Origin of the sequence: Halobellus captivus (assembly GCF_007655485.1) — an archaeon.
Lineage (GTDB): Archaea > Halobacteriota > Halobacteria > Halobacteriales > Haloferacaceae > Haloquadratum > Haloquadratum captivum.
In genome coordinates, this window is record NZ_VJXQ01000001.1 from 450,509 (window position 1) to 475,831 (window position 25,323).

The window sequence follows — 25,323 nt, forward strand, 5'->3', positions numbered from 1 at the left end:
TCGAGTAGAGATGCGCGGGTACGAGTACGTCGCTGAAGGGCCGGAACGCGGCGATCGGGACGGGGGCGGCGGTCGATGAGTGCGGCCTCCGAGTCACGGGACGGGGACGGCTCGACGCGGGCGGTGATCGTCGACGACTCGCGGTTTATGCGAACGCTCATTCGAAGGCTGCTCGAAGACGGGGGCGTCGAGGTCGTCGGCGAGGGGAAAAACGGCGCGGAGGCCGTCGAGCGGGTCCGCGAACACGACCCGGACGTCGTCACGATGGACATCGAGATGCCGACGATGAACGGCCTCGAAGCGGTTGCGGCCATTATGCGTAAACACCCGACGCCCGTGCTGATGCTGTCGGCGCACGCCGAGGAGGACGCCGATGTGACCTTCGATGCCCTCGATCGAGGTGCGGTCGACTTCGTCACGAAACCGGGCGGCGAAGTCACCTCGTCGATGCCGCGCGTGAGGGCTGAACTCGTCGAAAAGGTCCGATCAGCCGCCCGTGTCGACCTTTCGGCGAACGCTCGAGCGGCGGCAGACCGAAGTTCGGCGTCGCCGACGGCGCGTTCGGGATCCGCAACAGGTACAGAAGCGGATGGAAGGGCGTCAAGCAGCACCGTATCGACGAGTGCAGAATCCGGCGGAGCAGCGACGACTGGTGGGGGTTCGGCCGGGGCATCCCCGGGTAACAGTGTGTCGACCGCGGCCTCGACACCCGAGGATGCCACGCCCACGGCGCGATATCCTGACGTCGGCACGCTTGTCGTCGGTGCGTCGACCGGCGGACCGAACGTCGTCGAACGCGTGCTGTCGGACCTCCCCAGAGCGGCGAACCTCAGGGTTCTCGTGGTCCAACACATGCCCGAGGGATTCACGGCGCGGTTCGCGGACAGGCTCGACGATCGGTCGGCCTACGCCGTTCGCGAGGCGCAGTCGGGCGAGCGGATCGAACCGGGCGAGGCGCGGGTCGCTCCCGGCGGCAAACACCTGGTCGTGACGAGCGACAGAAACGGACGGCTCAGCCTCGATCTGACGGAAACAGAGCAGATTCACGGCGTTCGCCCCGCGATCGATCTAACGATGGCCTCGGCCGTCGAGACGGTGAAGGGGGCGTTCTGCGGCGTGCTGCTCACCGGAATGGGTCGCGACGGCGTCGACGGAATGCGACGGATCGGCCGAAATGGCGGGTACACCGTCGCACAGGACGAATCGACGTCGGCGATCTTCGGGATGCCGCGACGGGCCATCGAAACCGGCTGCGTCGACGCCGTCGCGCCCGCTGAGGAAGTTGCCACGAGCGCGCTGCAGTACTTCGAGGAGGAGTGAACGATGAACGACGACCTATACCAGGAATTCATTACCGAGTCCGAAGAGAGCATCACCCAACTGAACAACTCGCTTTTGGATCTCGAATCGAATCCGGACGACATCGACGCGATCGACGACATCTTCCGACAGGCGCACACGCTGAAGGGGAACTTCGGCGCGATGGGCTTCGACAACGCCGCGACCGTCGCCCACGCGGTCGAGGACCTCCTAGACGCGATCCGAAACGGCGAGACCGATGTCACGCCCGAGCGGATGGACCTGGTCTTCGACGGGATGGACGAAATTCTCGACATCCTGCGGGAGATCGAAGAACACGGCGACTCACAGCGCGACCCGAGCGGTCTCGTCGACTCGCTCCGGGCGGCCGCAGAGGCAGAGAGCGCGGCGGAGGCGGCCACCGAATCCCCGGCGGCGTCCGAGAGCAACGACCGAACCAGCGGGGGGCCCGAGAGCGGCGAACGAGCCAGAAACGAATTCGGACCCGAGTCCGAGTCGACGGCGAACGTCCCAGATGACCGTGACTCGGCATCCAACGCTGACGACGACCCATCATCGAACGCTGAGGACGATCCGTCATCGAACGTCGCCAACGACGGAGAGTCGGAATCGGATATCGAGGGCAACAGCGATGCGCTGGACCTGGCCAGGGAGGTGCTCGAAACCGGCAATCCGGCGCTCGCCGATGCAGCTCACCTGTATCTCGCGCGGATCGAACTCGACGTGGGCGGAATGAAAGGCGTCGACGGCGGTCTGTTCGTCAACGGCCTGCCCGACGACATCACCGTGGTCGGCGCGGAACCGGACCTGAACCGCATCGCCGAGGGCGACTTCGGCGACGACTTCGTCGTCTTCGTCGCCGACGCTTCGCGCGCGGAGCTGAAATCGACGTTCGAAGGCCTCTGGAAGGTGCAGTCGGTGGCGCTGACGGACGTCGGCGGGTTCCTCGACGAGGCGACTGCGGACCGCTCGGCGACGTCGGCGGGAGGTCACGAATCTGACGGGGTCCCCGACGCGTCCGCCGCCGCGGCTGTCGACGCGGTCGTCGAGGCCTACACCGCGACGGAGACGACTGACGAAGCGTCTGGCGAAGCAAGTGAAAACCCCGTCAAAGAGCTCGGTGACGAAACCGACGCGACCGTCGAGGTGGCCGATGGGGACGACGGGGCGGAAGGCGGCTCCGACGAATCCGGTACCCAAATCGGGAGGAGCGACACCGACGGTCTCGATAGTGATACGGAAGACGTGGCATCCGATTCCGCTATGGAAGACACAGTATCCGACCCTGCTACGGAAGACGCAGCATCCGACTCCGACACGGGCGCAACCGATTCAGACAGCGAGAGGGAACCCTCGATTTCGGAGGTGAAGTCGGTTCGCGTCGACGTCGATCAACTCGACGAACTCCACAGTCTCGTCGAACAGCTCGTGACCAGTCGGATCAAACTCAGACAGGCGCTCGGAACTGAGGACACCGCCGGGAAAGACAGCATCGACGAACTGGACAAGATCTCCTCGAACCTCCAGGACACCGTGATGGATATGCGGCTGATCCCGCTGAAGAAGGTCTTCGACAAGTTCCCGCGGCTGGTCCGCGACCTCGCCCGCGAAGAGGACAAAGAAGTCCGGTTCTCCGTGGAGGGCCAAGACATCGAACTTGATCGGACGATCCTCGATGAGATCTCCGATCCGCTGATGCACGTGCTGCGAAACGCCGTCGATCACGGCATCGAATTGCCCGATCAAAGAGAGACCGCGGGGAAGTCCCGAACCGGAACCGTGGAGCTTCGCGCCGAGCGCGAACACGACACGGTCGTTATCACCGTCGAGGACGACGGCGGCGGGATCGACGCCGACGTCATCAGAGAGAAGGCGGCCACGAAGGGGATCCGATCGCGCGAGAAACTCGATAAACTCCCCGACGAGGAGGTGTACGACTTCGTCTTCCACCCCGGGTTTTCGACCAACGACGAAATCACCGACGTCAGCGGTCGCGGCGTCGGAATGGACGTCGTCAAGACGACCGTCGAATCGCTCGACGGCTCGGTGAACGTCGACAGCACGCTGGGAGCGGGCACGAGGATCTCGATCCGGTTGCCGGTGACCGTCGCGATCATCAAGGTGCTGTTCGTCCGGATCGGCGATCGGGAGTTCGGGGTGCCGATCAAGTACATCGACGAGATCTCCCGACAGCAACGGATCCAACGGGTCGACGGCGCGGAGGTCGTGGTCCACGCCGATCACATCTTCCCGCTGATCCGCCTGCGCGACGCGCTGGACCTCGGCGAAAAGCGGCACGAGGACGGGATGATCGTGAGAATCCGGCCCGCGGACCGGCAGGTCGCCCTCCGATGCGACGGCGTCGCCCGGCAGGAGGAAGTCGTGGTGACACCGCTTCAAGGGCCGCTGAAGGGTACCAACGGACTCTCGGGCACCGCGGTCGTCGGCGACGGCAACGTCGTTCCCATCCTCGATATCAACTCGCTATCGATCCCCTCCCGCGGCAAGCAGGCCCGGCGGGAGTGGGTCCCACCCGAAGATGACGGTGTCGAAGCCGAGGGGGCCGCCGACTGATGGCGTTCGAGAGGGATTCGGGGGGAGACGACGGGTTCGAGGACCTGCTCGAATACGTCGAAAACTCGCTCTCGTTCGTGACCAGTTCGTACAATCGATCCTACCTCGATCGACGGGTCTCCGCGCGGATGCGACGCCGACACGTCGAGGAGTACGACGCGTATCTGAAACTCTTGAAAGACGAGGAAGACGAACAGGAGGCGTTGCTGAACGCGCTCAGCGTCAACGTCACGAGCTTCTTCCGCAACCCCGAGGTCTGGGAGGGACTCAGGGAACTCCTCGCCGAACTCAGTCGACGGGGACGGGTCACGATCTGGAGCGCGGCCTGTTCGGACGGACGCGAGGCGTACTCCGCGGCGATGCTCGCGCTCGACGACGAGCGGATCGACCACACCCGCGTGGAGATTCTCGGAACCGACATCAAGCCCGATATCCTCCGTGCGGCGCGTGCCGGGCAGTATCACGCCTCCGAGACCAACGACCTCGAAGCGCAACTCGAACCGCTGGCCGACAGCGACCGGTACGTCGACCGCGACGGCGACACCTATCGGGTCGCCGACGAGGTTCGCGACCTCGTCTCGTTCCGGCGCCACGACCTGGTCCGGGAGGACCCGCCGGGGACGTTCGACCTCGTCATCTGTCGGAACCTGTTCATATACATCAACAAGGGCGCCAAGGAGACGATTTTCGAGACGCTCGGATCCGCCGTCGACGCCGGAGGATACCTGACGATCGGGATGACCGAGACGGTTCCCGCTTCCTGCCGGGAGCGGTTCGAAGCGGTCGAAAAACGGCTCAGGATCTACCGCGACACGGGAACGAAACAGTCGACACAGATGCGGAGGTGAGCACGCTTGCAACCCGGCGAAACGAAGATCGAAGACACTCGCGGACGATTTCTGCAGGCCGTCAGAAGCGGCCGGGAGCGGAACGACGCCGCGTGGGCGAACGGTCGGATCCTGATCTCGAATAAGCGGATCGTCCTGGCCGGAACGGGTGGAAAACGAACGTTCCCGTTAGCCGACATTGATCAACTCGGCGGACGGTTCGACGTGAACCAGCGCGTCGCGACCGTCGCGGACTACCTCGCGCTCCAGTTCGACGAGGGTGAGGACGTAATTCTCGTCGCGCCCGCTGAGTTCGAGGAGTTCAAGATGAAGCTCTACGACGTGCTGCTCTCCTCGACGCAGTTTCTCGTCCGCCATCCGGCCGTCGAGGGCGGCGTCGTCCAGAACACCGAGTGGGTCGGCGCGCGCCTCAAGGTGGAACCGAACGCCGAGGGAGTCAGCATCGCGACCGTCACCGGACGGTTCGTCGAGATCCCCTTGGACGACATCGGTGACATCGAAATCGGCCATCGGACGGTGAGAGAAGAGCGTCGAAAGGTCATCGAGGTCGAACACTCCGACGACTCGACGAGCGTGCAGACGTACATCTCCGGGCCCGAACGGCCGGTGCAGATTCTGAGTTCGCTCCTCCGGATCGGCGAGGAGCAGACGGAAACCTCGCTGGATCTCTCCACACAGGATAAACAGGTGTTGATGGCGCTGTACTCGGGGGTCTCCCCGTTCGATATCCCGGCGTTTCTCGGCATCGACGTCGATCAGGTCGAGGAGCTCTTCGTTCGGCTCATCGATCACGACGTCCTCGACGAGGTGCGGATCCGCCACGAGGTCGAACTCAACGCGAAGGGGCGCTCGATCGCGGCCGACGCCATCGACGAGCAAAGCGCAGAGATGTGAGCACCGGGTCAGCCCCGCGCGATCGAGCGTATCTCCGTCCGCGCCCGCGTCGCGCAGTCGCGCCCGCCGCGACCGAAGTGAAGCGTATTCTCGTTCACCGGATCGCTGAGCAGTCCCCCCTCGTCGACCGCGACTCCCACCTGCTCGATCTGGAGGTAGCCGATGGTGATCCCCTTCGAGAAGTCGACGCCGCGGATTTCGTCGGCTGAGATCGTTTTGTCCCCGAACCGCGAGCGGTCGACGCGCTCGATTTCGACGCGGTCGTCGTAAACTGCCAGCGTGCCGTCCTGAAATCGGCAGGTGAGGCGAGCGTCGGCGTGGCGTTCGTCGGGGGAGGCATCCTCGCTCGCGGCAGTGCGTTCAGCCCGGCTCCCGCCACCGTCGCCTCCACCACCGCGCCCGCTCCACGGGAGTTTGACCATCGCCCGTCTTTTCGCCTGTCGGTCGCAAAAGCGTTCGCCCGCTGATCGCATTCTCGGCAGCTTCAACGTCGACTCCGTTCCGGCGTACATTTATCACCGAACGGGCGGCCAGTGCCCGCGTGACGTAGAGTTTGCCCCGCGCCGCTTCGCGGTTGTTCGGCACGTCGACGCGGGGACAGCGGCGACGACAGCGACGCTGACGGGTCGTCGCGAGCGGGTGCCGACTGTTCGCCAACGGACGAGCGTAGCTTACGTCCCCGTTCGACGGCTTCACTCCTCGAACCACTGGGCGTCCGAGAGCGTTCGCTGTACCGCCTCCTCGCCGACGGCGAACGCCAGCGCCTCGAATCCGCGGCGCTCGGCGCGGTCGCGGGCGTTCGCGACGAGTCGGGAAACGATGAACTCGGGCGTGGACTTGCCGACGGTGCCGAACCGCGGCTGGTAGTCGACCTGCAGCGCAAGCTCTTCGGTGAGTCCCTCCGCGAAGATGCCGTCGATCCGCGCCTCCTCGGGGAGCGGACTGAGGTCGTCGGCCAAGTGAGTCACGTACACGCCGAGCGCGTCGCGGTCGACGGTCAGATCGACGAGGCCGTTCAACAGGTCGGCGGCGCGTCCGGGCTCGGTGATCGCCTCGAACTCGTCGACGAGCATGAGCGTTCTGTCACCAGTCGACAGCGGCGGCACGATCGACTTCAACGTGGACTCAAGGACGCCAGCGTTGAAACTGGCGTGTCGCCGGTGGAAAACCACCGTATCGAACTGTCCGACGTCCGCTCGTTCGGCCGGGACTGGCAGTCCCATCGACGCCAGCAGGACGACCTGCGCGAGCGTCTCCAAGAGCGTCGTCTTCCCGCCGGAGTTCGCGCCGGTGAGCACGGCGACCCGATCGCCGGACGGGGGACTCGGATCCCCGCCGACGTCGTGCGTTCCGACGGCGTACGTCACCGGCTGGACGTCCCCAGACAGCGTGAGGTTCCGCGCTTCCGCCACCGCGAGGCCGTCGTCGACGAGCCGCGGCCGTTCGAGGTCGTATGCGACGGCGAAACGGCCCAGCGAGAGCTCGAAGGCGATCTCCGAGACGGCGTCGATCGCGACGTCGACGTCTTCGCGCGCGGACTCGACCGATTCCCGTAGCTCGGCCGCGACGGTCGTCTCGCGTTCCTCGACCGCCGCGTCGAATTCCGAGAGCAGCCCGCGCAGCGACGTCGACACGAAGTCCGCTTCGTCGTGCGCGTCGTCGGCGACGGTGGATTCGACGCGCCCGCGACGGACGTCTGCCTCGCTCGCGACGTACTCGACGAACGCCGAGCGGAACTCCTCGAAGCTCCGGACGCCGCGCTCGCGGACGGACTCGAGCACGTCCAGCGCGCCCGATTCCATCTCGGCGACCGCATCGCGGCGCTCGCGCAGTCGATCGAGTTCGTCGTCGGTCCCGGGAGCGACCGTGCCGTCCTCCCTGACGGTCCCGAGCGCGCTGGCGGCGCGTCGGAGCGCGTCGTCGTCGAGCGCGTCGAGCGCCTCGAACGTCCCGCCGCGGAGGCCGACCGCCCGGAGCGACAGCGCCGTTTCGACGGCGGCGCGGTCGCTACCGTCGGCCTCGTCGTACGCCTCGAAGGCAGAGCGGACGGCATCGCGTTCGTCGTCAGCCAGTCCCGCCCACGCGTCGCGAGCGGCGAGCACCCGGTCGAGTCGCGCCTCGCGCTCGTCGAGCGCAGTGAGCGGCGTCAACACCCGAATCCGATCGGCAGCGTGCGCCGTGAGCGCGCGTTCGCTCGCCAGCGCGAGCAACTCGTCGTAGACGTCGCGGGTGTCGCGGGTTCCGAGCGTGTCGATTCCCGCCGCGCCGTTCGCCCGCCGAAGGATTCGAACGGCCCGTCCGCGGGGAATCCCGGCGTCAGCCAGCGCCCGAATATCGGCGCTCTCGATAGCCTCGATCGCGCGCTCGACGCCGAGTCGCTCCCGGAGCGTGTCGCTCGTCTTCGGGCCGACCCCCCAGTAATCCTCCAGTCGCATACGCATCGATGCGGCGGAGCCGCCTTGTAGGTTGGCGATCGGCCGGACGCTAATTACGGCGACCGACCGGACGCTAATTACGGCGACCGACCGGACGCTAACTACGGTGTTCGGTCGGACCTCGATTGCGAAGACGGTGACCCGATACGTCTGCTTCGCACGGTGTGCCCGGTCGATTTCGCTTCGCTGTCGGTGTAGGGGGTCGTGCCCGGAGCGGAGCCTGAGCGTCGGCGCCGCGTGTGACGTCTGGAGGTGTCGCGACGGGGAGGCTACAGCGACGAAACCCGCCGCGAGCGGGCATCGCGGACCGCAGCGCCTTCGCGGATCATATCCTCGCAGTGCGGACAGACTCGTGCGTTCTCGACTCCTTCCGGGGCGAACACTCGAACGTAGTCACGGGAGACGAACGAGCCGCAGTTTTGACACTCAGGCACGAGTCTCCACCCCGGCGACGGTTCCTTCGTTCATAGCCAGCCGTCTCGAGCATCGCCGACGGCCTAACACGATGGCCTACGTCGTTAGGGTCGACCCAACGAAGACCGCACATCGGACCGAGGGGCAACTATTTGTCGGTGGACTCGTTCCCTCTCGGTACCACGAATGCCTGCCGACGGAGCGCCCGACGACGCAGTGGCGGATCTCGATTCGACGGCACCGGCCGACAGGCCCGTTGTTCTCGTCGTCGACGACGACAGGGACCTCGCAGACACCTGCGAGTACTGGCTGCGCGAGGATTTCGCGGTGCGAATCGCCTACGGTGGCGAGGAGGCGCTCGACCTGATCGACGACGAGGTCGACGTCGTCCTCCTTGACCGCCGGATGCCGGATCTCTCCGGGGACGAGGTTCTCGCGGAGATCGACGAGCGGGGGTTCGAGTGCCGCATCGCGATGATGACCGCGGTCGAACCCGACACCGATATCGTCGAGATGCCGTTCGACGAGTACCTGGTCAAACCCGTCGACGAGGCGAGCGTCAGAGACACCGTCGAGGAGCTGCTGGTTCGCTCGGAGTTCGACGAGCGGGTACGCGAGTACTTCGCGCTGGCGTCGACGGAGGCGGTGCTCGACGACCGCGCGATCGACGAACTCGGCGATCCCGCCGCACTCGACGAGTTGACCGCGCGCGTCCGCGAACTCCGGGACGAACGCGAATCGGAGATCAAGGAACGAGAGCGGCAGTTGGCGCGGATTCGCCAGATCAACGGGTTCCTCCGGGAGATCGACCGCGCGTTAGTCGATGCGACCACCCGCGACGACATCGCACAGACGGTCTGCACCTCGTTCGAGCAGTCTCCATACGAGGGCGTGTGGATCGCCCGATACAACGACGTGGTCGACACCGTCGCGTGCGAGGCCGCCGCCGATTCGATCGAATCACCGCTCGGTGGCGAGAGCGGTCGAAGCTCATCGCTCGAAGCGGGCGCGACAGCGCCGTCCGAAGCGGTCCGGCGGGCGATCGACTCCAAGACCACCCTGACAACACCGGTGACGCCAGCCCACGCCGCCTCCGTACTGAACGGTTCAGCGCCCGCAGATGCCGAGCGGACGCTCGTCGTCGCGCCGATCGGCTACCGAGAGACGGTCTACGGTGCGTTGGTCGTCTACGTGCGCGGCGGGGTGACCGACGAAGAGAAGTCGATGCTCGAGGAGATCGCGAAGCGCGTCGGCCACGGGATCAACGCCGCGGAGTCCAAGCAACTCCTGCAGGGCGATACGGCGATCGAACTGGAGTTCGACCACCCGGACACCCGCGACCTGCTCGTCGACCTCTCGCTGGAGTTCGAAACCGGCGTCCGTCTCGAAGGGACTGCACTCACTGACGAGGGTGTCGTTTCTTGCTACGTCACCGTCGAAGGCGTCGACCCGTCGGCGGTGCTGTCGGCCGTGACACCGCTGGACGCGCTCGTGAATGCACGCGCCGTCGTCGAGGAAGCCGACGAGACGCTGTTCGAGTTCCGATTGACAGGCGCGTCCGTGGTCGTGACGCTCGTCGAACTCGGGGCGACCATCGAGTCACTGACCGCCGTCGACGGCGTGGGGACGATGACCGTTCGAGTCCCACCGAAGGCGGGTCTCCGTGCGTTGACCAACGCGGTTCAGTCGTCGTATCCCGACATCTCTGTGGTCGCCAAGCGGGAGGTCGAAGATGCCGTGCAGTCGACATCGGCGTTTCGCCGCGAGTTGGAGGAGCGGCTGACCGCCAGGCAGCACGAAGTCATCGAGGCCGCGCTCGCGTCGGGCTACTTCGAGTGGCCGCGGGGCAGCACCGCCGAGGAGGTCGCCGACTCGCTCGGCATCGCGGCACCGACGTTTCACGAGCACCTGCGCTCCGGCGAGCGAAAACTCATCGAGGCGTTCTTCTCGGAATCCTCCGGGAGAGGTGAGGGTCGCGACGGCGACAGTGGAACCGACGAGTGAAGCAGCGGAACGTGAGGATATCGACGACAGGGGTCGTCTGAGAAACGAACGAAACGGGACCGAACTGGGCACGACAGAACGAGACGGGATCGAACGGAGCGCGGCGGAACGAGACAGGATAGAACGAGACGGGACGGGGACTGGGCTAATCCACCGCTCAGGCGTCGTTCATCCGTTGTGTTCGTTCATCGCCACAGATCCGGCACTTCGTCACACGGTAGGGCTCCCGGGAGAATTCCCGGTTCGTCCGCTTTTTGCTCTCGGTTTTGAGTTCGATCGCGACCTCGTGCGGCGTCCGGGAACCGCACGCCTCGCAGTACTCGGACAACTCGGTGAGTGTCGATTGGCTCTTGGACATCGTTTTTCAGTAATCGGACAAAGGAATGCATCGCTATTCACGGCAAACCCTACATAATTAGGGCCGACGAGCTTCGGATCGAGGTGGGTACCGAATCACTGGGGTCCAGGAGCTGACGAGATCAGGAACGAGTAGGGCCGCAGAAACAGTGGGAAGTCGGCCTCAGATGCCGCCTTGTCGGTAGATGAGGTTGCGCTGGATCTCGTTTGCGCCCTCGTAGATGACCGGGATACGGACGTCGCGGTAGACCCGGGAGATGGGATACTCCTCCAGTACGGAGCGGCCGCCGTGCAGTTGCATCCCGCGCTCGGCGCAGTGCATCGCCGTCTCCGTCGACTTGGTTTTCGTCGCGGCCGCCCAGAACCCGGCGTCCTCGTTCGTTTCGACCTTGTGCGCGGCGCGCCAGTTGAGGGCGCGAGCGGCTTCGAACTCCATCCGCATATCCGCCAGGATGTGCTGTGTCGACTGGAATTCCGCGATATTCCGACCGAACGCCTCGCGGTCGTGGACGAATTTCCACGTCTCCTCGATCGCCCGGGCGGCGAGACCGATCCCGTGGCCGCCGACGACGACGCGCCCGTGGTTGAAGAAGTCCGCGAGGACGTAGAAGCCGCCACCCTCGGTGCCGACGAGGTTCTCCTCGGGGATCTCGCAGTCGTCGAAGACGATGTGGCCCTGCTTGGAGGCGCGCATCCCGATCTTCTCGGGGATGTGTTCGGCCTCGTAGCCCGGCGTATCTGTCTCGACGATGAACATCGAGTAGTTCGAGTAGCGATCGTCGCCGTCGCCGGTTTTCGCGTACACCGTCAGCCAGTCGGCCTCCACTGCATTGCCCACCCAGTACTTCTCGCCGTTGAGCACCCAGCCGTCGTCGGTCCGTTCTGCGCTCGTCGTCATTCCGGCCATATCCGACCCGGTCTGCGGTTCCGACACCGCGAGCCCGGAGATCTGTTCGTTCGCCGCGATCGGTCGGAGATACTCGTCTTTCTGCTCCTCCGAGCCGTATGTTTCGACGATCTCACAGCCGAACGACGCGAGCATCAGCGTCAGCGCGATCCCTGCGTCGGCCGCGTAAAACTCCTCGTTGACCGCGAGAATCTGTTCGAGGTCGAACCCGCTGCCGCCGTACTCTTCGCTGATGTCCTGCGCGACGAGCCCCGCGTCCATCCCGGCTTCGAGGACGTCCCAGGGATACTCCGCCGATTCGAAGCACGCCTCGGCGTTCGGTCGGATGTGCTCGTCGGCGAACTCGCGCGCCTCGCGTTTGATCTCGCGAGCGTGTTCCGGAACCACCGATTCGTCGAGAAGATCCATAGCAGACGCTCTCAGTCCACGAGCAAATAACCCTCGGAACTTTGATAAACTACAAACTTGTTCTCTAGTTTATTCGTCGCTGTCGTCGTTCGCGCCGGAAAACCGCTCGCGAACAGCCGTCCGATCGACCGTCCCCGAGACAGTTCTGGGGAGCGAGTCGGAGATGGCAATCGCCTTCGGGACTTTGAACCTCGCGAGTCGCTCCCGGGCGAAATCAAGCAGTTCGGCGCGCTCGATCGAGTCGCCTTCGGGAACCACGACCGCCGAGACGCGCTCGCCCCACTGCGCGTCGGGGACGCCGATGACCGCCGCCTCACGGACACCCGGGTGCGCGACCAGCACGTCGACCACTTCGCCGGGTTCGACGTTCTCGCCACCGGTGACGATACGATCGTCGACGCGGTTCAACACCGTGAGCAGCCCCCGTTCGTCGAAAGCACCGACGTCGCCGGTGTGGAGCCCGAACGGACCGAACGCGTCCGCGTTGGCCCCGTCGTCTCCGTAATACCCCGGAGTCACGGTCGGCCCGTCGACCACGAGTTCGCCCGACTCGCCCGCCGGAAGCGACGCCCCGTCCTCGTCGACGACCGTCACCTCGGTCATAATGAGCGGTCGTCCGACGCTGTCAGGGGCTTCGAACGCCTCAGCGGGGCGCGCGGTGGCGATCTGCGAGGCAGTCTCGGTCATCCCGTACGTCGGGTGGACCGGTACCGAATAGTCCCGACAGCGTTCGATGAGATCCGCCGGTGCGGGCGCGCCGCCGAGGAGGACGACGCGGAGAGATTCCGAAAGCGTTCCGCGTCGCGCTAACATCCGTCGGAGCATCGTCGGAACGAGCGAGGTCGCGGTCGCGTCGTACTGGTCCAGGTAGTCGGCCGCCGCCCCGGCGTCGAACTCGGTTTGATACACCACCGTCATCCCGTACAGTGGCATCCTGAGGACCGGTGCGATCCCGCCCATGTGGTGGAGTGAAAGCGCCACGTGCCAGCGGTCGTCCGGGTCGAACCCGAGTCGGAACGTGGAGGCGACCGCGCTCGCCAGGAGGTTCCCGGTCGTCAACTGGACCGCCTTCGGGTCGCCGGTCGTCCCCGAGGTGAAAAGCAGCAGTTGGGTGTCGTCGAGTCCCCATTCAGCGGGAGTCACCGGGTCGGCGATGACGTCGGAAAGCGCTTCCGCCGCATCGGTCGCTGGCTCGTCGACCGTGAGGATCTGGTCGATATCAGTCGTCTCGGTCGCATCCACAGCAGTCGTCTCGGCCGCTTCGACCGCGTCGACGACGGTCGATTCGGTCTCGGCCCCGCAGACGACGGCGGCGACGTCCGCAGTTCGGATCTGCCCCGCGAGTTCGCGCGCGGTCTGTCCGTCACCCATCGGAACGAGCGTCACGCCGAGACGCATCGCCGCGTGAATCAGACAGACGTATTCGAGTCGCGAATCCAACACGGCACCCAGGTGAGTGCCGGAATCGATTCCGGCGGCTGCGAGGCGGCCCGCCAGGTCGTCGACGAGGGTGTCGAGGTTCCCGAACGAAAAGACGTCGCTCGTCGCCGCGACGACGAGTGCGACCGCATCGGGATCGATCCGTGCGCGGTGAGAGAGCCAATCGCGCATACTACGTACAAAGGCGTCGGCGGTCGGTTAAACTGTACTGTTGTCCTGAGGCCGACCGCCGCGACCGCGATCCTCCAACGGCCCACCTGTCGCCCGCTTCGAGCGCGTCGAACGCTCGTTCGACCATTCGTTCGATCGCGGTATCCGACTCATCCGTCGTGCTGCACGTATTCGACCAGCACGCCGCCCGTCGAACGGGGATGCAGAAACGCGATTTCGTGCCCCCACGCGCCCGCCCGCGGCTCCTCGTCGACGAGCTCGACGCCGACCTCCCTCGCGCGATCCAGCGCGGCATCGATGTCCGCCGTCCGGAGCGCCACGTGGTGAATTCCGGGTCCGTTTTTGTCGAGAAACTGAGCGACCGGGCCGCCGTCAGTCGGTTCGAGCAGCTCGAAGTACCCGCCGTCGAGGTCGAGAAACCTGACCGACATCCCGTCGAAGGTCTCCTCGTGGACCACGGGCGCATCAAACAGCGCTCCGAAGGTCGCCGCGAGCCCGTTCCCGTCGGTCGTCGCGATCCCGAGGTGGTCGAACGAAGTACGCATACGTCGCCGTCGGCCGAGAGCGGGATAAACAGTCGGGTGACGGGTGGATGAGAGAAGAGGTATCCGTCGGACAGCGGTTGGCCGAATCGATCTGGAACCGACTCAGAACGCCGGGCGATACTCGCCGAACGCCTCGCGCAACACGTCCGAGATCTCGCCGACCGTCGCGTACGCCTTCACGGCATCGACGATCGGTGGTACGAGGTTCTCGTCTCCCTTGGCGGCGTCTCCGAGCGCGGCCAGCGCGGCCTCGACCGCGTCGTCGTCGCGCTCGGCTTTCACCGCGCGAAGCCGTTCGATCTGTCGCTTCTCGTCGGCCTCGTCGACCTCTTGGACGTCGACGCGTGCGTCGTCGTCGACCTGATACTCGTTGACGCCGACGACCACGCGGTCGCCCGACTCGATCTCGCGCTGGCGCTCGAAGGCGACCTCCTGGATCTGCCGCTTCACCCAGCCGGATTCGACGGCCGACAGCATCCCGCCGCGCTCGTCGATCTCGTCGAGGAGGTCGAACGCCTCCGATTCGAGGTCGTCGGTCAGCGATTCGACGTAGTAGCTGCCGCCGAGCGGGTCGATCGTGTCCGCGACGCCCGACTCGTGCGCGAGAATCTGTTGGGTGCGCAGCGCCGTTCGGACGGACTCCTCGGTCGGCAGCGACAGCGCCTCGTCCTTGCCGTTCGTGTGGAGGCTCTGCGCGCCGCCGAGGACGGCGGCGAGGGCCTGATAGGCGACTCGGACGACGTTGTTCTCGACCTGCTGGGCGGTGAGCGTCGATCCGCCGGTCTGGGCGTGGAATTTCAGTTGTTTCGATTGCTCGTTCTCGGCCCCGAACCGTTCTTCCATAATCTTCGCCCACATCCGCCGCGCGGCGCGGAACTTCGCAACCTCTTCGAGGACGTTGTTGTGCGCGTTGAAAAAAAACGACAGGCGCGGGGCGAAGTCGTCGACGTCGAGTCCGGCGTCGACCGCGGCCCCGACGTACTCGATGCCGTCTCCGAGCGTGAACGCGATCTCCTGGGCCGCCGTCGACCCCGCCTCGCGGATGTGGTACCCCGAAATCGAGATCGTGTTGAAGTTCGGCACCTCCGACGAACAGAACTCGAAGAGGTCCGTGATGAGTCGCATCGACGGCTTCGGCGGGTAGATGTAGAGGTTGCGCGCGATGTATTCCTTGAGGATGTCGTTCTGGATCGTGCCGCGGAGTTGGTCTCTGGGGACGCCCTGCTGGTCGCCGATCGCGACGTACATCGCGAGCAACACCGCCGCGGGCGCGTTGATCGTCATCGACGTCGACACCTCCTCGAGCGGGATCCCGTCGAAGACGACCTCCATATCCCGCAGGGAGTCGATCGCGACGCCCGCTTTGCCGACCTCACCCGCGGCCATCGCCGCGTCGGAGTCGTAGCCCTTCTGCGTCGGCAGGTCGAACGCCATCGACAGCCCAGAGGAGCCCTGTTCGATGAGGTAGCGGAACCGCTCGTTCGTCTCGCGGGCGGTTCCCATCCCGGCGTACTGCCGCATCGTCCAGAGCCGTCCGCGGTGCATCGTCGGATAGACGCCGCGCGTGTAGGGCTCCTCGCCGGGGAATCCGAGATCGTCGTTGTAGTCGAGCGCGGAGACGTCCGCGGGTGTGTACAGCCGCTCGACGTCTTGGCCGCCCGTATCCGTCGTGAACGTCTCCCGCCGCTCGCCGAACCGGTCGAGCGTGGACGCGAGCGTCGTCTCCTCCCACTCGCGCTTGTGCGCTCGGATCTTCGCGAGATCGTCGGGATCGAACATAGCTACAGTCGCGCCCGCCGTGTATTGAAACTGTCCGAAGGGAGAGGGCGACCACCGCCGCTCCACCCGAGCGATCGAAAGGGAACAACTCCATTACGGACGCCGACGAAGGCCGGGGTATGGCAGACCAAGTGGACCCCGACCGGGTCCGCGGCGGGCAGATGACCGACGCGGAGATCGACGACTATCTACGGGAAGCGGGTACCGGCGTGCTCTCGTTGGCCGAGAACAACCGCGCCTACGCGATTCCGATCTCGTTCGGCTACGAAACCGGCCGCGCCGTCTTCTCCTATTGGCAGTTCGGCCCCGACAGTCGAAAAAAGGACCTCAGCGAGACCACAGAGCGCGCGTGTCTGACGGTTTACGACATCGATTCACAGACCGACTGGCGGAGCGTCCTCGCGTTCGGCACGCTGCGGGAACTGCCGACGTCGGAGTGGCGAGACGCGGGCGAACTGATCGATCAGAACGCCTGGTCGCCGGATCTCACGCCAGTCGGGAAACGACGGCTCTCGATCGTCGGGTACGAACTCTCGATCGAGGAGGCCACCGGTCTGCAACGACGACCGGACGAACCCCGGTCGTGAGGCGACCGACCTTCGAGTGCTAGCCCGTCCGGCGTTCGACAGATAGCCCGTCTGCCGTTCGAACGGTCGTCTATCCACTGTTCGAACGCTTTCCCAGCCACCGTTCGAGCGATAGCCGATCCACCTTCGAACGCCGACTCGTCCGCTGGCTGAACGCCGCGGTTCGCCACGCTTTTGCTACCGGCCGCCGTCGAATCTGGCAACTATGTTCGGCGGAGGCGGTATGAACCCCCGGAAGATGAAGCAGATGATGGAACAGATGGGCATCGACGTCACCGAGCTCGACGTCGAGAAGGTCGTCATCACGACCAGCGAGGAGGAACTCGTCTTCTCCGACGCGCAGGTCACGCGGATGGACGCGCAGGGCCAGCAGACCTACCAGGTCGTCGGCGAGCCCGAGAGCCGAGAAAAAGGCGCGATCGAACCGGCCGGTGGCGACGGTGACGAAAGCAGTGACGCGGCCGACACCGACGACGACAACGGCGCTGCGATTCCCGACGAAGACGTGAATCTCGTCGCCGAGCGCGCTGGCGTCGACGCCGACACCGCCCGCGAAGCCCTCGAAGCGACCGACGGCGACCTCGCGGCCGCCATCGCCCGACTCGAGTGAGCTACCTCCTCGTTCACGACGAGCGTGAGTACCTACGCGCGCCGGGCGACGAACTGCAGACGGACCTCGGCGTCCTCGACGTTCCCGAGGACGTCGAACCCGGCGACGTCTTAGAGACGCATCTCGGCGAGGAGTTCGTCGTCCGCAGGCTCCGCGGTCCGGACCTGTTCAACCACTTCGAGCGGACCGGCGCGCCGATGATGCCCCGAGACGTCGGGCTGATCGTCGGCCACGCCGGAATCGCGGCGGGCGACCGCGTCCTCGACGCCGGAACCGGGACGGGCGTCCTCGCGGCGTACCTCGGCCGGATGCACGCCGACGTCGTCAGCTACGAGATCGATCCCGACTTCGCCGACGTCGCCCGCGAGAACATGCGACTGGCGGGCGTCGACGACCGCGTCGAGGTTCGCACGGGCGACCTCTCGGCGGAACTCGACGCCGCGGTCGAGGACGGTCCGTTCGACGCGCTCACGCTCGACACCGGCGACGCCCCCGATATCGTCGCACGCGCGCCCGACTTCCTCGCCAGCGGCGGACACGTCGCCGTCTACTCGCCGTTCGTCGAGAACAGCCGCGAGGCAGTCGAAGCGGCGCGCGAGGCGGGCCTCGTCGACGTCGAGACCTACGAGACGATCCAGCGCGAGATGGACTTCGGCGCGCGCGGATCGCGACCCTCGACCGCGGGCGTCGGCCACACGGGCTATCTGACGTTCGCGCGTAACGCCCGCTGAGCGTTCTGTTCCTGTTTCCCGTTCTGTCAATCTCAGCGAATAGTGCGCAGCATCGAGAACAGTTCGTCTCGGGCCCGTTCGGGATCGAACGACGTCGACCCCGGCACCGAGAGCGGGTACGCCCCCCCGCCGAGGAGGTATTCGCCGTCCCTCGATGGCCACGCGGCGAAGTACGCTTCGACGGGAACTGATCGGTCGTCAAGGCCGACTCGGGCGCGGTAACGCGTCGCTTCGGTGCTCGAATCGGTTCCCGCGGCGTGCCCAGTGGCGGGGTCGGCGTCGGTCCGAGCGGCCCCGATCTCGAATCGATGCGTGTCAGCACGATCGATCGACTCGAACCCCCGGTCACCGAGGATCTCGACGAACCGGGAGTTTGCGCGCTCGGTGACCAACCGCGAGAGCGCGCCCGATGGCGGTGTCGCGGGTCGGACCCGGAGCCGACTCGCGAAGACGAAGCGCCACGTCGCCTTGGTGTCGGTCACGTCGGCGAGTTGCGTCCGGAGGTCGACGTCCTCGTAGATCCGTGTGTTCGCGGTGACGCGCACAACGCGAACGTCGAACGGCGTCGCCACTTCCTCGGATATGAGGCGCCATCCATCGGGGACGTCGATCTCGGGCGGCGCTGGATCAGTCGACCCGCGGGGCGGAGCGGGATCGGTTGACTCGCGGGGCGATTCGGGATCGTTCGACACGCGAGCGTGTTGGGCCGCGCGGGACTTAAGCGATCACGTGAGTGCGAACTGATCACGTGAACGCAGATTCGAGACTGGCTCAGACGCTAGTGATCGTCCTCGCGCCACTTGTGCCCGCACTCGACGCAGGTGAAAAAGCGTGTTTCGGACTCGTCGGCCGAGCGGATCTGTTTCATCTCGTAGCGCGCGCGGTCGTGACTGCACTCCGGGCAGATGACCGTCGTCGTCGGGCCGATCTCGGCGTCGTCGATGTCTGACATATCGACGACCTCGCTCTCCTCGCGCTCGGCCGTCGAAGTCATCGCCGCCTCCTTGTCAGCGTCGCGGGGCTTTTCGTAGCCGCAGGCACCGCAGACCCAGACGTCGTCATCGGTCTTCATCATCGACCCGCATTCGTCGCAAAACTCCATTATACCCCGACGGAAGACGCTTCAGCGACTTAAACACCGGGATCTGCGGTCCGTCTGGGCGGTGGTTCGATCCGCGAACGGATGTTGAAACGTCTTAATACCACGGTGCGAAGGAGCGTGTGTGACAGACGATCGAGCCCTCTCGGCGCAGGCAAAAGAACGGCTCGCAGACGTTGTTCGCCTGCAGCCGACGAAGAACAAAGAGCTCCAAGAGCAGTGGGGTATGGACTCCGGTAGCGAGGTACACCAGTTCCTCGAAGGCGAACTCAAGGACTACTACTACCGCGACGACAACAGCCTGATCCGCGCGACGGCGGAGGCGGCCGAGCTCGTCGACGTCGAACCGGGCGTCGAGGGCGGCGGCGACGAGGGTGGCGTCCCTACGGTGATCCGGGTGCCGGAACTCGAAGCGCGGGTGTTCGAGGTCGTCGCCGGTCCAGAGGAGCGCTCCGAGAGCGTCGTGAGCGTGCTCAACAAGGTTCGGGACGCGTTCGACGTGGATCCACCGGTCGACGACGTACGCCAGGCGCTCCAGAGCCTCCGCCGGAAGGGGGTCGTCGAAGTGATCTACCGAACGGTGCCGACGTTCCGGCTGACCGCGCCTCGCGATGCGATCGACGTCGAAGTGACCGAGTCATAACACCGAAGTGACCGAGTCGTACCGTCGAAGCGACCGAATCGAAGGGGCGAAGCGACCGAATCGAAGGGTCGAAGCGACCAAATCGGAGGGCCGAAGCGACCTACCCATTTCGCAGTCGGGCCCTCTCAGTCTCATCCCACGGTCGTTAGGGTTTCACTCCTCACCGACTCGTTCGCACTCGCGATCGCGAATCCACTCTCGACGCCGTCGAAGGAGTCCTTTGATCCCCTTTCCGGGACCGCCCTCGATCGGCCAGCCGCGCGTCCGCCACAGCGGCGGCTCCGGCTCGAATCGCTCGCACGATCCGGCACACTCCGCGGCGGTCTGTGACCGGCGCTTCGCCCCGCAGTACGGGACGAGCGCGCGTCCGAACCGTCGAAGCTCGAAGTGCCGACAGTCGGGGCGCATCGTCTCGTGGTAGGACCGCCAGCCACGGCCGTACGCGCGCTCTGCGAGTTCGAGTCGTCGCCGCTGGCGCTCCTCGTCGGCCGCGGCATCGGGCGGCGTTACCTCGCTCGGATACCACTCGACGCCGCCAGTGTCGGCGGTACTCGGATTCGCGTCGTCGAACGACAGCGCCAGAATCCCGACGTCGACCGGGAGGTCTTCGAGCAGGGCGGGTTCGATGCGTCGACCGGTCGCCTCGGTCGCTACCCACACCTCGTCTGCGAGCGCAGTCTCGACGTCGTGTTCGAGTTGCGAAGAGAGGGCGCGCGCGGCCGACGCGTCGAGGTCGGGCTTGTTCTCGATGGCGACGATGCGTCGGAGCCAGTCGGGGTACGGCGCGATCCGCCTGATCTCGATTCGGTTGCCGCGCCGCCGCGTCTCGACCGCGTCGCGTGCGGCGGCCCGGTGAATCGCCTCGCGCACGTATCGCCACGGATACCCGGGGTGCGGGAGCGCGTCGCGGTACCACTCCCACTCCGCGGGGGCGTTTCGAACGACGTGTAGGAGATCCGAATCCAGTTCTCGCTCGCCGAACTCGCGGCGTGCTCGCAGTCCGGCCGGATCGCACTCCAGTACGACCGTGTCCCAGCGACGCCGACGCGTCCCCAACTGCCGAGCCACGATAACCGCGTCGCTCCGCTCATCCTCGGGCGGCCACGACTCCTCGGCCCACCGACAGACGAGAAGCTCGAAGCCGAATTCGGCGGTTCCCGGGTACACGCGTGTCGGCTCCGACGCTTACGCGAGGTACTTTCCGTCCTCGACCTCGCCGTTTTCGGAGGCGAGGTCGTCCAGGTAGGCGTGGGCGCGTTCGAAGATCTCGCGGGGGCCGTCCTGCGTGATCGTGTTGAGCGCCTGCTCGTAGTCGCGCCACTGGAGGTCGCGATGTTCCTTCGAGAGTTCGGCGCTGGCCTCGAACGACCGCGCGATGAACAGGTGGACCGTCTTGTGGATGGTCTTCCCGTTCGCTTCGAACACGTAGTTGTACTCCTCTCTGAACCCGTCGACGAGGCGGAAATCTTCGATTCCGGCCTCCTCTTTCACCTCTCGAATCGCCGTCTGCTGGAGCTCCTCTTCTCCTTCGACCCCGCCTTTGGGGAACTCCCAGTCCCCCGGTCGGCTCTTCAGGAGCAAATACTCCCGTTCGCCGCGGGTGTCGCGGAAGAGGATCGCTCCAGCGCTGACCGCTTCCACTGCCATTAGATAGATAAACCGGGTAAGGTGTTAAGAGGCTATCGGACGTTGAACTCACATCCGGCCGCGAGCGAGCGTCGAACGCGATCGACTCCGACGGCACGCCCGAGCCTCCTGATGGATGTACTTTTACCGCTCGGCGACGACGTATCCGCTATCCCAGCGAGGACCCAGCTATGACCTTCGTCACAAAACTACGCTTCCAATCCGGGAACCGGTACGAACTGGAATCGGAAGTCTCAGACCTCAAGTCGATGCTCGAACGCAAGGGCGCGGAGTGCAAGGGCCCGCACGCCGAGCCGCCCGAGCGGATCACCGTCCCGCAGTACAAGTCGCTCCAACCCGGGGACGCCTTCGCCGCGTGGGATTACACCGTCTACTCGCGGAAGCTCGAAATTCACGGCAACGACCACATCGCCCGCGAGGTCGGTCATATGGACTTCCCCGAGAGCCTCCACGTCGAAATCGAGGTCGAACAACAGAAACCCGCCGGACACCTGAACCGCTAGTATCAGCACCGCTTGGTTTTTCTCCTCGAGCAGTCACGGTCGGTCCTCTCGGACCCGATCAGCCCTCGTTTTCGAGCACTTCAAGGACGCGAGCGGTCCCTCGGTGCGTCTCCTCGTCGAAGGATTCGATCTCGATCTGCACCTTCGAGTCGAACAGCGACTGATCCGCGTCGGGGAGCTCCAACACGGTGTCGCCGATGCGCGCACGCAGTCCGGACGGCCCGCGGTCGGTGACGAACACCGGCACTTCGTCGCCGACCTCGAACGTCGGCGTCGACGAACGGAAGCGGAGTCCGGCCAGGAACATATCCAGGCGGCTCATACGCGACTCACCTCCTCACTCGCACGGTCGGAAACGTATTCGCGGCCGTAGCCGGTCCACGCCGCGAACAGGAAGACGGCGACGAGGAACCAGCCGTGGAAGACGAACGGGAACACCGACGCGGGGTTGACGACCATCGACTGGGTGAACCACTCGTACTGATCGGGCAGTCGTTGCATCGCGGTGAACCCCGCGAGTAGGCCGCCGCCCCACGGGAAGATGTATCCCAGCGCCGAGGTGTTGGCGTCGAGGATGTTCGCCCGGCGGTAACCGTTGATGTTGAACCGACGACCGAGCGTCCGGATGTACGGCGCGATGGCGATTTCGGCGGCCGTGTTGATCGTGATCATCCCGTTGACGAGGGCCGTGCCGAGCACCATCGTCGTCTCCGCGCGGCGGACCGTCGTCGCGACGCGTTCGAGCAGGAACTCCTGAATGGCCTCGAAGCCGCCGCCGCGCTGCATAATCTGGGCGGCGGCGACGATCAGCAGCACGAGGACGATCAGCGGGAAGAAGCCGACTGCACCGGTGTAAAGACTGCCCGAAACCGCCGTACTCCCGGCTTCGACCGGAACGATGAACGCCCCGATGACCGGGACCGCATCGAGCGTCTGCACCAGTGCCGAGCCCTCGGACGCCTCGAACGCGAGGATCGCGGATACTTCGGAGAGGCCGAGCGCGAGGTTGAGAACCACCGAGAGGACGATCCCCCAGGAGATCGCTTCGACGATGTGGCGGCCGCGGACGGCGGTCAGGATCACCACACCGATCGAGAGGAGGTGGACTAATCCGAGGGCCGTCCCGCTCCCGCCCGCCGAGGCGGCCTCGATCGGGCTCCCCTGCATCGCTTGTCCGGCGAACAGGTACGCGAGGAAGGCGAGCACTGCGGCGATGATCGCGTACTTGAACCGCGAGGCCACAACGCCGCCGATGTCGGCGTCCTGCGTCACCGCGGAGACGATCGTGGTGTCGCTCACGGGCGCGAGGTTGTCGCCGAATACGGCCCCGGAGAGAATCGCCCCGAACAGGAGGATCGGGTTCGCGCCGATCGCGACGCCCGCGGGGAAGACGAGCGCGGTGAACGCGATCGCCGTGCCATAGCCGGTTCCGATCCCGGTCGCCAGAAGCGCCGCGAGAATGAACGTGATGGCCGGGAACAGCGCCGCCCCGACGCGGACGGCCTCGGCGGCCCACACGAGGCCGTCGACGAAGCCGCCGACCTGAATGGTCTCGGCGAACATCCCGGCCCACAGCCACGCGACGATCGCCGTGGCCGCGACTCGCTGCGTCATTCCGTCGAAGAGGATGTCGGCGTAGGTCTTCCAGGACCCACGGACGAAGAACATCCCGAAGATCAATCCGACCAGTATCCCAACAATGAGACCGCTCGTGTCACCGATCCCCAGCAGTCCGCTCTGGACGATCGCCCAGAGAATGAAAAAGGCGATGGGAATTGCGCTGGCGGCACGGCCCCCGTAAAACCGAAGCGCCGTCGAACCGTCGGTACCTGAGCTCATCGGCCGACCGAATGGTATCATCCCGCATAAACGAACCGGTCTTGGAGAGATTCCGCAACAACATCCCATCCTGGCCGTCTCCGACGCCGCTTTATCATCCGACACCCCAAGTGGGGGTATGACGACACCCGATCTCGTGGAGCTACGGCGAGATCTCCATCGACATCCGGAACCGGCGTGGTGTGAGTTCTACACCACCGCCCGAATCGTCGAAGAGTTGGAGCGGAGACCGCTCGACGCGCTCCACGTCGGTCCCGCGGTCCTCGCCGACGAACCTCGCGTCGGTGTCCCGGACGACGAGGAGCTCCGCGAGTGGATGGCCCGCGCCCGCGACGCCGAGGCTCGCGACGATATCCTCTCGCGCTCGGAGGGCGGCTACACCGGAGCGGTGGCCGTCGTCGAACGCGGCGACGGCCCGACAGTGGCGCTCCGCGTCGATATCGACGCGCTCCCCATCGAGGAATCGACCGCAGACACCCACGTTCCGGCGGCAGCGGGGTTCCGATCCGAAAACGAGGGATACATGCACGCCTGCGGCCACGACGCCCACGCGGCGATCGGAATCGGCGTGCTCGACGCGGTCCTCGACAGCGACTTCTCCGGGACGCTGAAGGTGCTCTTCCAACCCGGTGAAGAGAAGATCGTCGGCGGCGAACCGATGGCGAATTCGGGGCATCTCGACGACGTCGACGCCCTGTTCGCGGTACACGTCGGGCTGGATCACCCCTCCGGCCAGATCGTCGCGGGCATCGACGGCTTCCTCGCCGTCTCGCAGTTCGAGGCGACGTTCCGCGGCTCGCCCGCTCACGCGGGTGCACGGCCCGAAGCCGGTGATAACGCGATGCAGGCGGCCGCGACGGCGATAGCAAACCTCTACGGGATCTCGCGACACGCCGACGGTGCGACCCGCGTCAACGTCGGCGTCATCGAGGGCGGGACGGCCACCAACATCGTTCCGGAACGAGTGGCTATCGAGGGAGAGGTGCGCGGTGAGACGACCGAACTGATGGAGTACATGGACGAGAAGGCGCGCCGCGTGCTCCGCTCGGCCGCCGAGATGCACGGCTGCGAAGTCGCGATCGAACGCGCCGGGACCGCGCCGTCCACGCGGAGCGACGACGACCTCAGAGCCATCGTCGCCGACGTCGCGGGCGACACGCCAGGGGTGACGTCTGTCCTCGACACCGACCACCTCGGCGGCAGCGAGGACGCGACGTATCTGATGCGCCGCGTGCAGGAGCGCGGCGGCAGCGCCGCGTACGTCTGCGTCGGCACCGACCACCCGGGCGGCCACCACACGGCCACCTTCGACGTCGACGAGGAGACGATCGGGACCGCCGTCGACGTCCTTTCGCGATCGCTTCTCGCCTACGGGGAGCGGCGGTGTTGACAACGCGGTGAACAACGACCCTGACTACGCGACAAGCAACGACCCTGACACACCGGATACCAGCCGTCCGGGCGGCATAGAATCCCCCGCTTCTGTGGATGCATTGGCGGCGGCGATCCGTCCGACGACCGTCTGACTCTCCGGAAAGTATTTGATCCGGATTCGGTGATACACACAG

The 25,323-nt window shown here is 65.7% G+C and carries 25 protein-coding genes; 11 read left to right on the forward strand and 14 right to left on the reverse strand.

Annotation, left to right across the window (positions count from 1 at the left end; translation table 11 throughout):
* The first annotated feature begins 75 nt into the window (after positions 1 to 75).
* Genes cheB through FJT57_RS02155 form a run of 4 tightly spaced genes read left to right on the forward strand, consistent with a single transcriptional unit; the run spans position 76 to position 5,636 of the window.
* Positions 76 to 1,320, forward strand: a complete 1,245-nt coding sequence (cheB, locus tag FJT57_RS02140) for a chemotaxis-specific protein-glutamate methyltransferase CheB (protein WP_144901224.1) — start codon at positions 76 to 78, stop codon at positions 1,318 to 1,320.
* A 3-nt stretch (positions 1,321 to 1,323) separates the two neighbouring features.
* The gene (locus tag FJT57_RS02145) at positions 1,324 to 3,894 is read left to right on the forward strand and encodes a chemotaxis protein CheA (protein WP_144901225.1); all 2,571 of its coding nucleotides are present in this window, start codon (positions 1,324 to 1,326) and stop codon (positions 3,892 to 3,894) included.
* Entirely contained in the window at positions 3,894 to 4,742 is an 849-nt protein-coding gene (locus FJT57_RS02150) for a CheR family methyltransferase (protein ID WP_144901227.1), read from the forward strand. Before FJT57_RS02145 ends, FJT57_RS02150 begins: the two co-directional genes overlap by 1 nt.
* Before the next feature lie 6 nt (positions 4,743 to 4,748).
* Positions 4,749 to 5,636: a CheF family chemotaxis protein gene (locus tag FJT57_RS02155; RefSeq protein WP_144901229.1), complete on the forward strand. Its 888-nt coding sequence runs from the start codon at positions 4,749 to 4,751 to the stop codon at positions 5,634 to 5,636.
* Between the two features lie 8 nt (positions 5,637 to 5,644).
* Here FJT57_RS02155 and FJT57_RS02160 read toward each other — a convergent pair whose 3' ends face one another.
* From FJT57_RS02160 to FJT57_RS16555, 3 genes are all read right to left on the reverse strand, one after another.
* The gene (locus FJT57_RS02160; protein ID WP_144901231.1) at positions 5,645 to 6,058 is read right to left on the reverse strand and encodes a hypothetical protein; all 414 of its coding nucleotides are present in this window, start codon (positions 6,056 to 6,058) and stop codon (positions 5,645 to 5,647) included.
* Between the two features lie 270 nt (positions 6,059 to 6,328).
* Positions 6,329 to 8,071, reverse strand: a complete 1,743-nt coding sequence (locus FJT57_RS02165) for a MutS-related protein (RefSeq protein ID WP_144901233.1) — start codon at positions 8,069 to 8,071, stop codon at positions 6,329 to 6,331.
* Positions 8,072 to 8,340: 269 nt separating this feature from the next.
* Positions 8,341 to 8,505: a DUF7563 family protein gene (locus tag FJT57_RS16555; RefSeq protein ID WP_203229072.1), complete on the reverse strand. Its 165-nt coding sequence runs from the start codon at positions 8,503 to 8,505 to the stop codon at positions 8,341 to 8,343.
* A gap of 166 nt (positions 8,506 to 8,671) precedes the next feature.
* Between FJT57_RS16555 and FJT57_RS02170 the strand changes: the two genes are divergently transcribed.
* Positions 8,672 to 10,489: a bacterio-opsin activator domain-containing protein gene (locus FJT57_RS02170; RefSeq protein WP_144901235.1), complete on the forward strand. Its 1,818-nt coding sequence runs from the start codon at positions 8,672 to 8,674 to the stop codon at positions 10,487 to 10,489.
* Positions 10,490 to 10,646: 157 nt separating this feature from the next.
* Here the strand turns inward: FJT57_RS02170 and FJT57_RS02175 are convergent, their stop codons facing one another.
* The 5 genes from FJT57_RS02175 to FJT57_RS02195 all read right to left on the reverse strand — a co-directional run bounded on the left by FJT57_RS02175 (position 10,647) and on the right by FJT57_RS02195 (position 16,096).
* The gene (locus FJT57_RS02175) at positions 10,647 to 10,847 is read right to left on the reverse strand and encodes a DUF7835 family putative zinc beta-ribbon protein (protein WP_144901237.1); all 201 of its coding nucleotides are present in this window, start codon (positions 10,845 to 10,847) and stop codon (positions 10,647 to 10,649) included.
* Positions 10,848 to 11,009: 162 nt separating this feature from the next.
* Positions 11,010 to 12,161: an acyl-CoA dehydrogenase family protein gene (locus FJT57_RS02180; RefSeq protein WP_144901239.1), complete on the reverse strand. Its 1,152-nt coding sequence runs from the start codon at positions 12,159 to 12,161 to the stop codon at positions 11,010 to 11,012.
* Between the two features lie 69 nt (positions 12,162 to 12,230).
* On the reverse strand, positions 12,231 to 13,772 hold the full coding sequence (gene menE / locus FJT57_RS02185; RefSeq protein ID WP_144901241.1) for an o-succinylbenzoate--CoA ligase: 1,542 nt from the start codon (positions 13,770 to 13,772) through the stop codon (positions 12,231 to 12,233).
* Positions 13,773 to 13,921: 149 nt separating this feature from the next.
* Positions 13,922 to 14,317: a methylmalonyl-CoA epimerase gene (gene mce, locus FJT57_RS02190; protein ID WP_144901243.1), complete on the reverse strand. Its 396-nt coding sequence runs from the start codon at positions 14,315 to 14,317 to the stop codon at positions 13,922 to 13,924.
* Positions 14,318 to 14,419: 102 nt separating this feature from the next.
* Positions 14,420 to 16,096 carry an acyl-CoA mutase large subunit family protein gene (locus FJT57_RS02195; RefSeq protein WP_144901245.1) on the reverse strand — a complete coding sequence of 559 codons (1,677 nt, stop codon included), beginning with the start codon at positions 16,094 to 16,096 and terminating at the stop codon, positions 14,420 to 14,422.
* A gap of 119 nt (positions 16,097 to 16,215) precedes the next feature.
* On the opposite strand from FJT57_RS02195, the gene FJT57_RS02200 reads away from it, so the two are divergent.
* The 3 genes from FJT57_RS02200 (at position 16,216) to FJT57_RS02210 (ending at position 18,024) form a co-directional block, all read left to right on the forward strand.
* Positions 16,216 to 16,683 carry a pyridoxamine 5'-phosphate oxidase family protein gene (locus tag FJT57_RS02200; protein ID WP_144901247.1) on the forward strand — a complete coding sequence of 156 codons (468 nt, stop codon included), beginning with the start codon at positions 16,216 to 16,218 and terminating at the stop codon, positions 16,681 to 16,683.
* A gap of 205 nt (positions 16,684 to 16,888) precedes the next feature.
* Positions 16,889 to 17,293, forward strand: coding sequence for a nascent polypeptide-associated complex protein (locus FJT57_RS02205; RefSeq protein WP_144901249.1), 405 nt, complete (start codon positions 16,889 to 16,891; stop codon positions 17,291 to 17,293).
* Positions 17,290 to 18,024, forward strand: coding sequence for a tRNA (adenine-N1)-methyltransferase (locus FJT57_RS02210; protein WP_144901251.1), 735 nt, complete (start codon positions 17,290 to 17,292; stop codon positions 18,022 to 18,024). Before FJT57_RS02205 ends, FJT57_RS02210 begins: the two co-directional genes overlap by 4 nt.
* Before the next feature lie 32 nt (positions 18,025 to 18,056).
* Here the strand turns inward: FJT57_RS02210 and FJT57_RS02215 are convergent, their stop codons facing one another.
* Both FJT57_RS02215 and FJT57_RS02220 read right to left on the reverse strand, forming a co-directional pair.
* A complete protein-coding gene (locus FJT57_RS02215) occupies positions 18,057 to 18,716 on the reverse strand; it encodes a hypothetical protein (protein ID WP_144901253.1) in 660 nt (219 codons plus the stop codon).
* An 86-nt stretch (positions 18,717 to 18,802) separates the two neighbouring features.
* On the reverse strand, positions 18,803 to 19,126 hold the full coding sequence (locus FJT57_RS02220) for a transcription factor S (protein WP_144901255.1): 324 nt from the start codon (positions 19,124 to 19,126) through the stop codon (positions 18,803 to 18,805).
* A gap of 121 nt (positions 19,127 to 19,247) precedes the next feature.
* Between FJT57_RS02220 and FJT57_RS02225 the strand changes: the two genes are divergently transcribed.
* Complete coding sequence (locus FJT57_RS02225; RefSeq protein WP_144901257.1) at positions 19,248 to 19,766, forward strand: DUF5797 family protein; 519 nt, start codon at positions 19,248 to 19,250, stop codon at positions 19,764 to 19,766.
* 153 nt (positions 19,767 to 19,919) lie between these two features.
* On the opposite strand, the gene FJT57_RS02230 is transcribed toward FJT57_RS02225, so the two are convergent.
* Positions 19,920 to 20,933 (reverse strand): DUF5787 family protein, encoded by a 1,014-nt coding sequence (locus tag FJT57_RS02230; protein WP_144901260.1) that lies wholly within the window; start codon positions 20,931 to 20,933, stop codon positions 19,920 to 19,922.
* A gap of 18 nt (positions 20,934 to 20,951) precedes the next feature.
* The gene (locus FJT57_RS02235) at positions 20,952 to 21,413 is read right to left on the reverse strand and encodes a bis(5'-nucleosyl)-tetraphosphatase (protein ID WP_144901262.1); all 462 of its coding nucleotides are present in this window, start codon (positions 21,411 to 21,413) and stop codon (positions 20,952 to 20,954) included.
* 170 nt (positions 21,414 to 21,583) lie between these two features.
* Here FJT57_RS02235 and FJT57_RS02240 point away from each other — a divergent pair, with 170 nt between their 5' ends.
* On the forward strand, positions 21,584 to 21,916 hold the full coding sequence (locus tag FJT57_RS02240; RefSeq protein WP_144901264.1) for an uS10/mL48 family ribosomal protein: 333 nt from the start codon (positions 21,584 to 21,586) through the stop codon (positions 21,914 to 21,916).
* Between the two features lie 58 nt (positions 21,917 to 21,974).
* On the opposite strand, the gene FJT57_RS02245 is transcribed toward FJT57_RS02240, so the two are convergent.
* Both FJT57_RS02245 and FJT57_RS02250 read right to left on the reverse strand, forming a co-directional pair.
* Entirely contained in the window at positions 21,975 to 22,238 is a 264-nt protein-coding gene (locus tag FJT57_RS02245) for a DUF7513 family protein (protein ID WP_144901266.1), read from the reverse strand.
* A complete protein-coding gene (locus FJT57_RS02250) occupies positions 22,235 to 23,755 on the reverse strand; it encodes a Na+/H+ antiporter NhaC family protein (protein ID WP_144901268.1) in 1,521 nt (506 codons plus the stop codon). Before FJT57_RS02250 ends, FJT57_RS02245 begins: the two co-directional genes overlap by 4 nt.
* A gap of 118 nt (positions 23,756 to 23,873) precedes the next feature.
* Here FJT57_RS02250 and FJT57_RS02255 point away from each other — a divergent pair, with 118 nt between their 5' ends.
* Positions 23,874 to 25,145 carry an amidohydrolase gene (locus tag FJT57_RS02255; protein WP_144901271.1) on the forward strand — a complete coding sequence of 424 codons (1,272 nt, stop codon included), beginning with the start codon at positions 23,874 to 23,876 and terminating at the stop codon, positions 25,143 to 25,145.
* The last annotated feature ends 178 nt before the right edge of the window (positions 25,146 to 25,323 follow it).

What these genes read in the sequence shown, in the direction of transcription:
- cheB (WP_144901224.1), top strand. Translation starts at nt 76, where the DNA reads ATGAGTGCGGCCTCCGAGTCACGGGACGGGGACGGCTCGACGCGGGCG.
- FJT57_RS02145 (WP_144901225.1), top strand. Translation starts at nt 1,324, where the DNA reads ATGAACGACGACCTATACCAGGAATTCATTACCGAGTCCGAAGAGAGC.
- FJT57_RS02150 (WP_144901227.1), top strand. Translation starts at nt 3,894, where the DNA reads ATGGCGTTCGAGAGGGATTCGGGGGGAGACGACGGGTTCGAGGACCTG.
- FJT57_RS02160 (WP_144901231.1), bottom strand. Translation starts at nt 6,058, where the DNA reads ATGGTCAAACTCCCGTGGAGCGGGCGCGGTGGTGGAGGCGACGGTGGC.
- FJT57_RS02165 (WP_144901233.1), bottom strand. Translation starts at nt 8,071, where the DNA reads ATGCGACTGGAGGATTACTGGGGGGTCGGCCCGAAGACGAGCGACACG.
- FJT57_RS02170 (WP_144901235.1), top strand. Translation starts at nt 8,672, where the DNA reads ATGCCTGCCGACGGAGCGCCCGACGACGCAGTGGCGGATCTCGATTCG.
- FJT57_RS02175 (WP_144901237.1), bottom strand. Translation starts at nt 10,847, where the DNA reads ATGTCCAAGAGCCAATCGACACTCACCGAGTTGTCCGAGTACTGCGAG.
- FJT57_RS02180 (WP_144901239.1), bottom strand. Translation starts at nt 12,161, where the DNA reads ATGGATCTTCTCGACGAATCGGTGGTTCCGGAACACGCTCGCGAGATC.
- menE (WP_144901241.1), bottom strand. Translation starts at nt 13,772, where the DNA reads ATGCGCGATTGGCTCTCTCACCGCGCACGGATCGATCCCGATGCGGTC.
- mce (WP_144901243.1), bottom strand. Translation starts at nt 14,317, where the DNA reads ATGCGTACTTCGTTCGACCACCTCGGGATCGCGACGACCGACGGGAAC.
- FJT57_RS02195 (WP_144901245.1), bottom strand. Translation starts at nt 16,096, where the DNA reads ATGTTCGATCCCGACGATCTCGCGAAGATCCGAGCGCACAAGCGCGAG.
- FJT57_RS02200 (WP_144901247.1), top strand. Translation starts at nt 16,216, where the DNA reads ATGGCAGACCAAGTGGACCCCGACCGGGTCCGCGGCGGGCAGATGACC.
- FJT57_RS02205 (WP_144901249.1), top strand. Translation starts at nt 16,889, where the DNA reads ATGTTCGGCGGAGGCGGTATGAACCCCCGGAAGATGAAGCAGATGATG.
- FJT57_RS02220 (WP_144901255.1), bottom strand. Translation starts at nt 19,126, where the DNA reads ATGGAGTTTTGCGACGAATGCGGGTCGATGATGAAGACCGATGACGAC.
- FJT57_RS02235 (WP_144901262.1), bottom strand. Translation starts at nt 21,413, where the DNA reads ATGGCAGTGGAAGCGGTCAGCGCTGGAGCGATCCTCTTCCGCGACACC.
- FJT57_RS02240 (WP_144901264.1), top strand. Translation starts at nt 21,584, where the DNA reads ATGACCTTCGTCACAAAACTACGCTTCCAATCCGGGAACCGGTACGAA.
- FJT57_RS02245 (WP_144901266.1), bottom strand. Translation starts at nt 22,238, where the DNA reads ATGAGCCGCCTGGATATGTTCCTGGCCGGACTCCGCTTCCGTTCGTCG.
- FJT57_RS02250 (WP_144901268.1), bottom strand. Translation starts at nt 23,755, where the DNA reads ATGAGCTCAGGTACCGACGGTTCGACGGCGCTTCGGTTTTACGGGGGC.
- FJT57_RS02255 (WP_144901271.1), top strand. Translation starts at nt 23,874, where the DNA reads ATGACGACACCCGATCTCGTGGAGCTACGGCGAGATCTCCATCGACAT.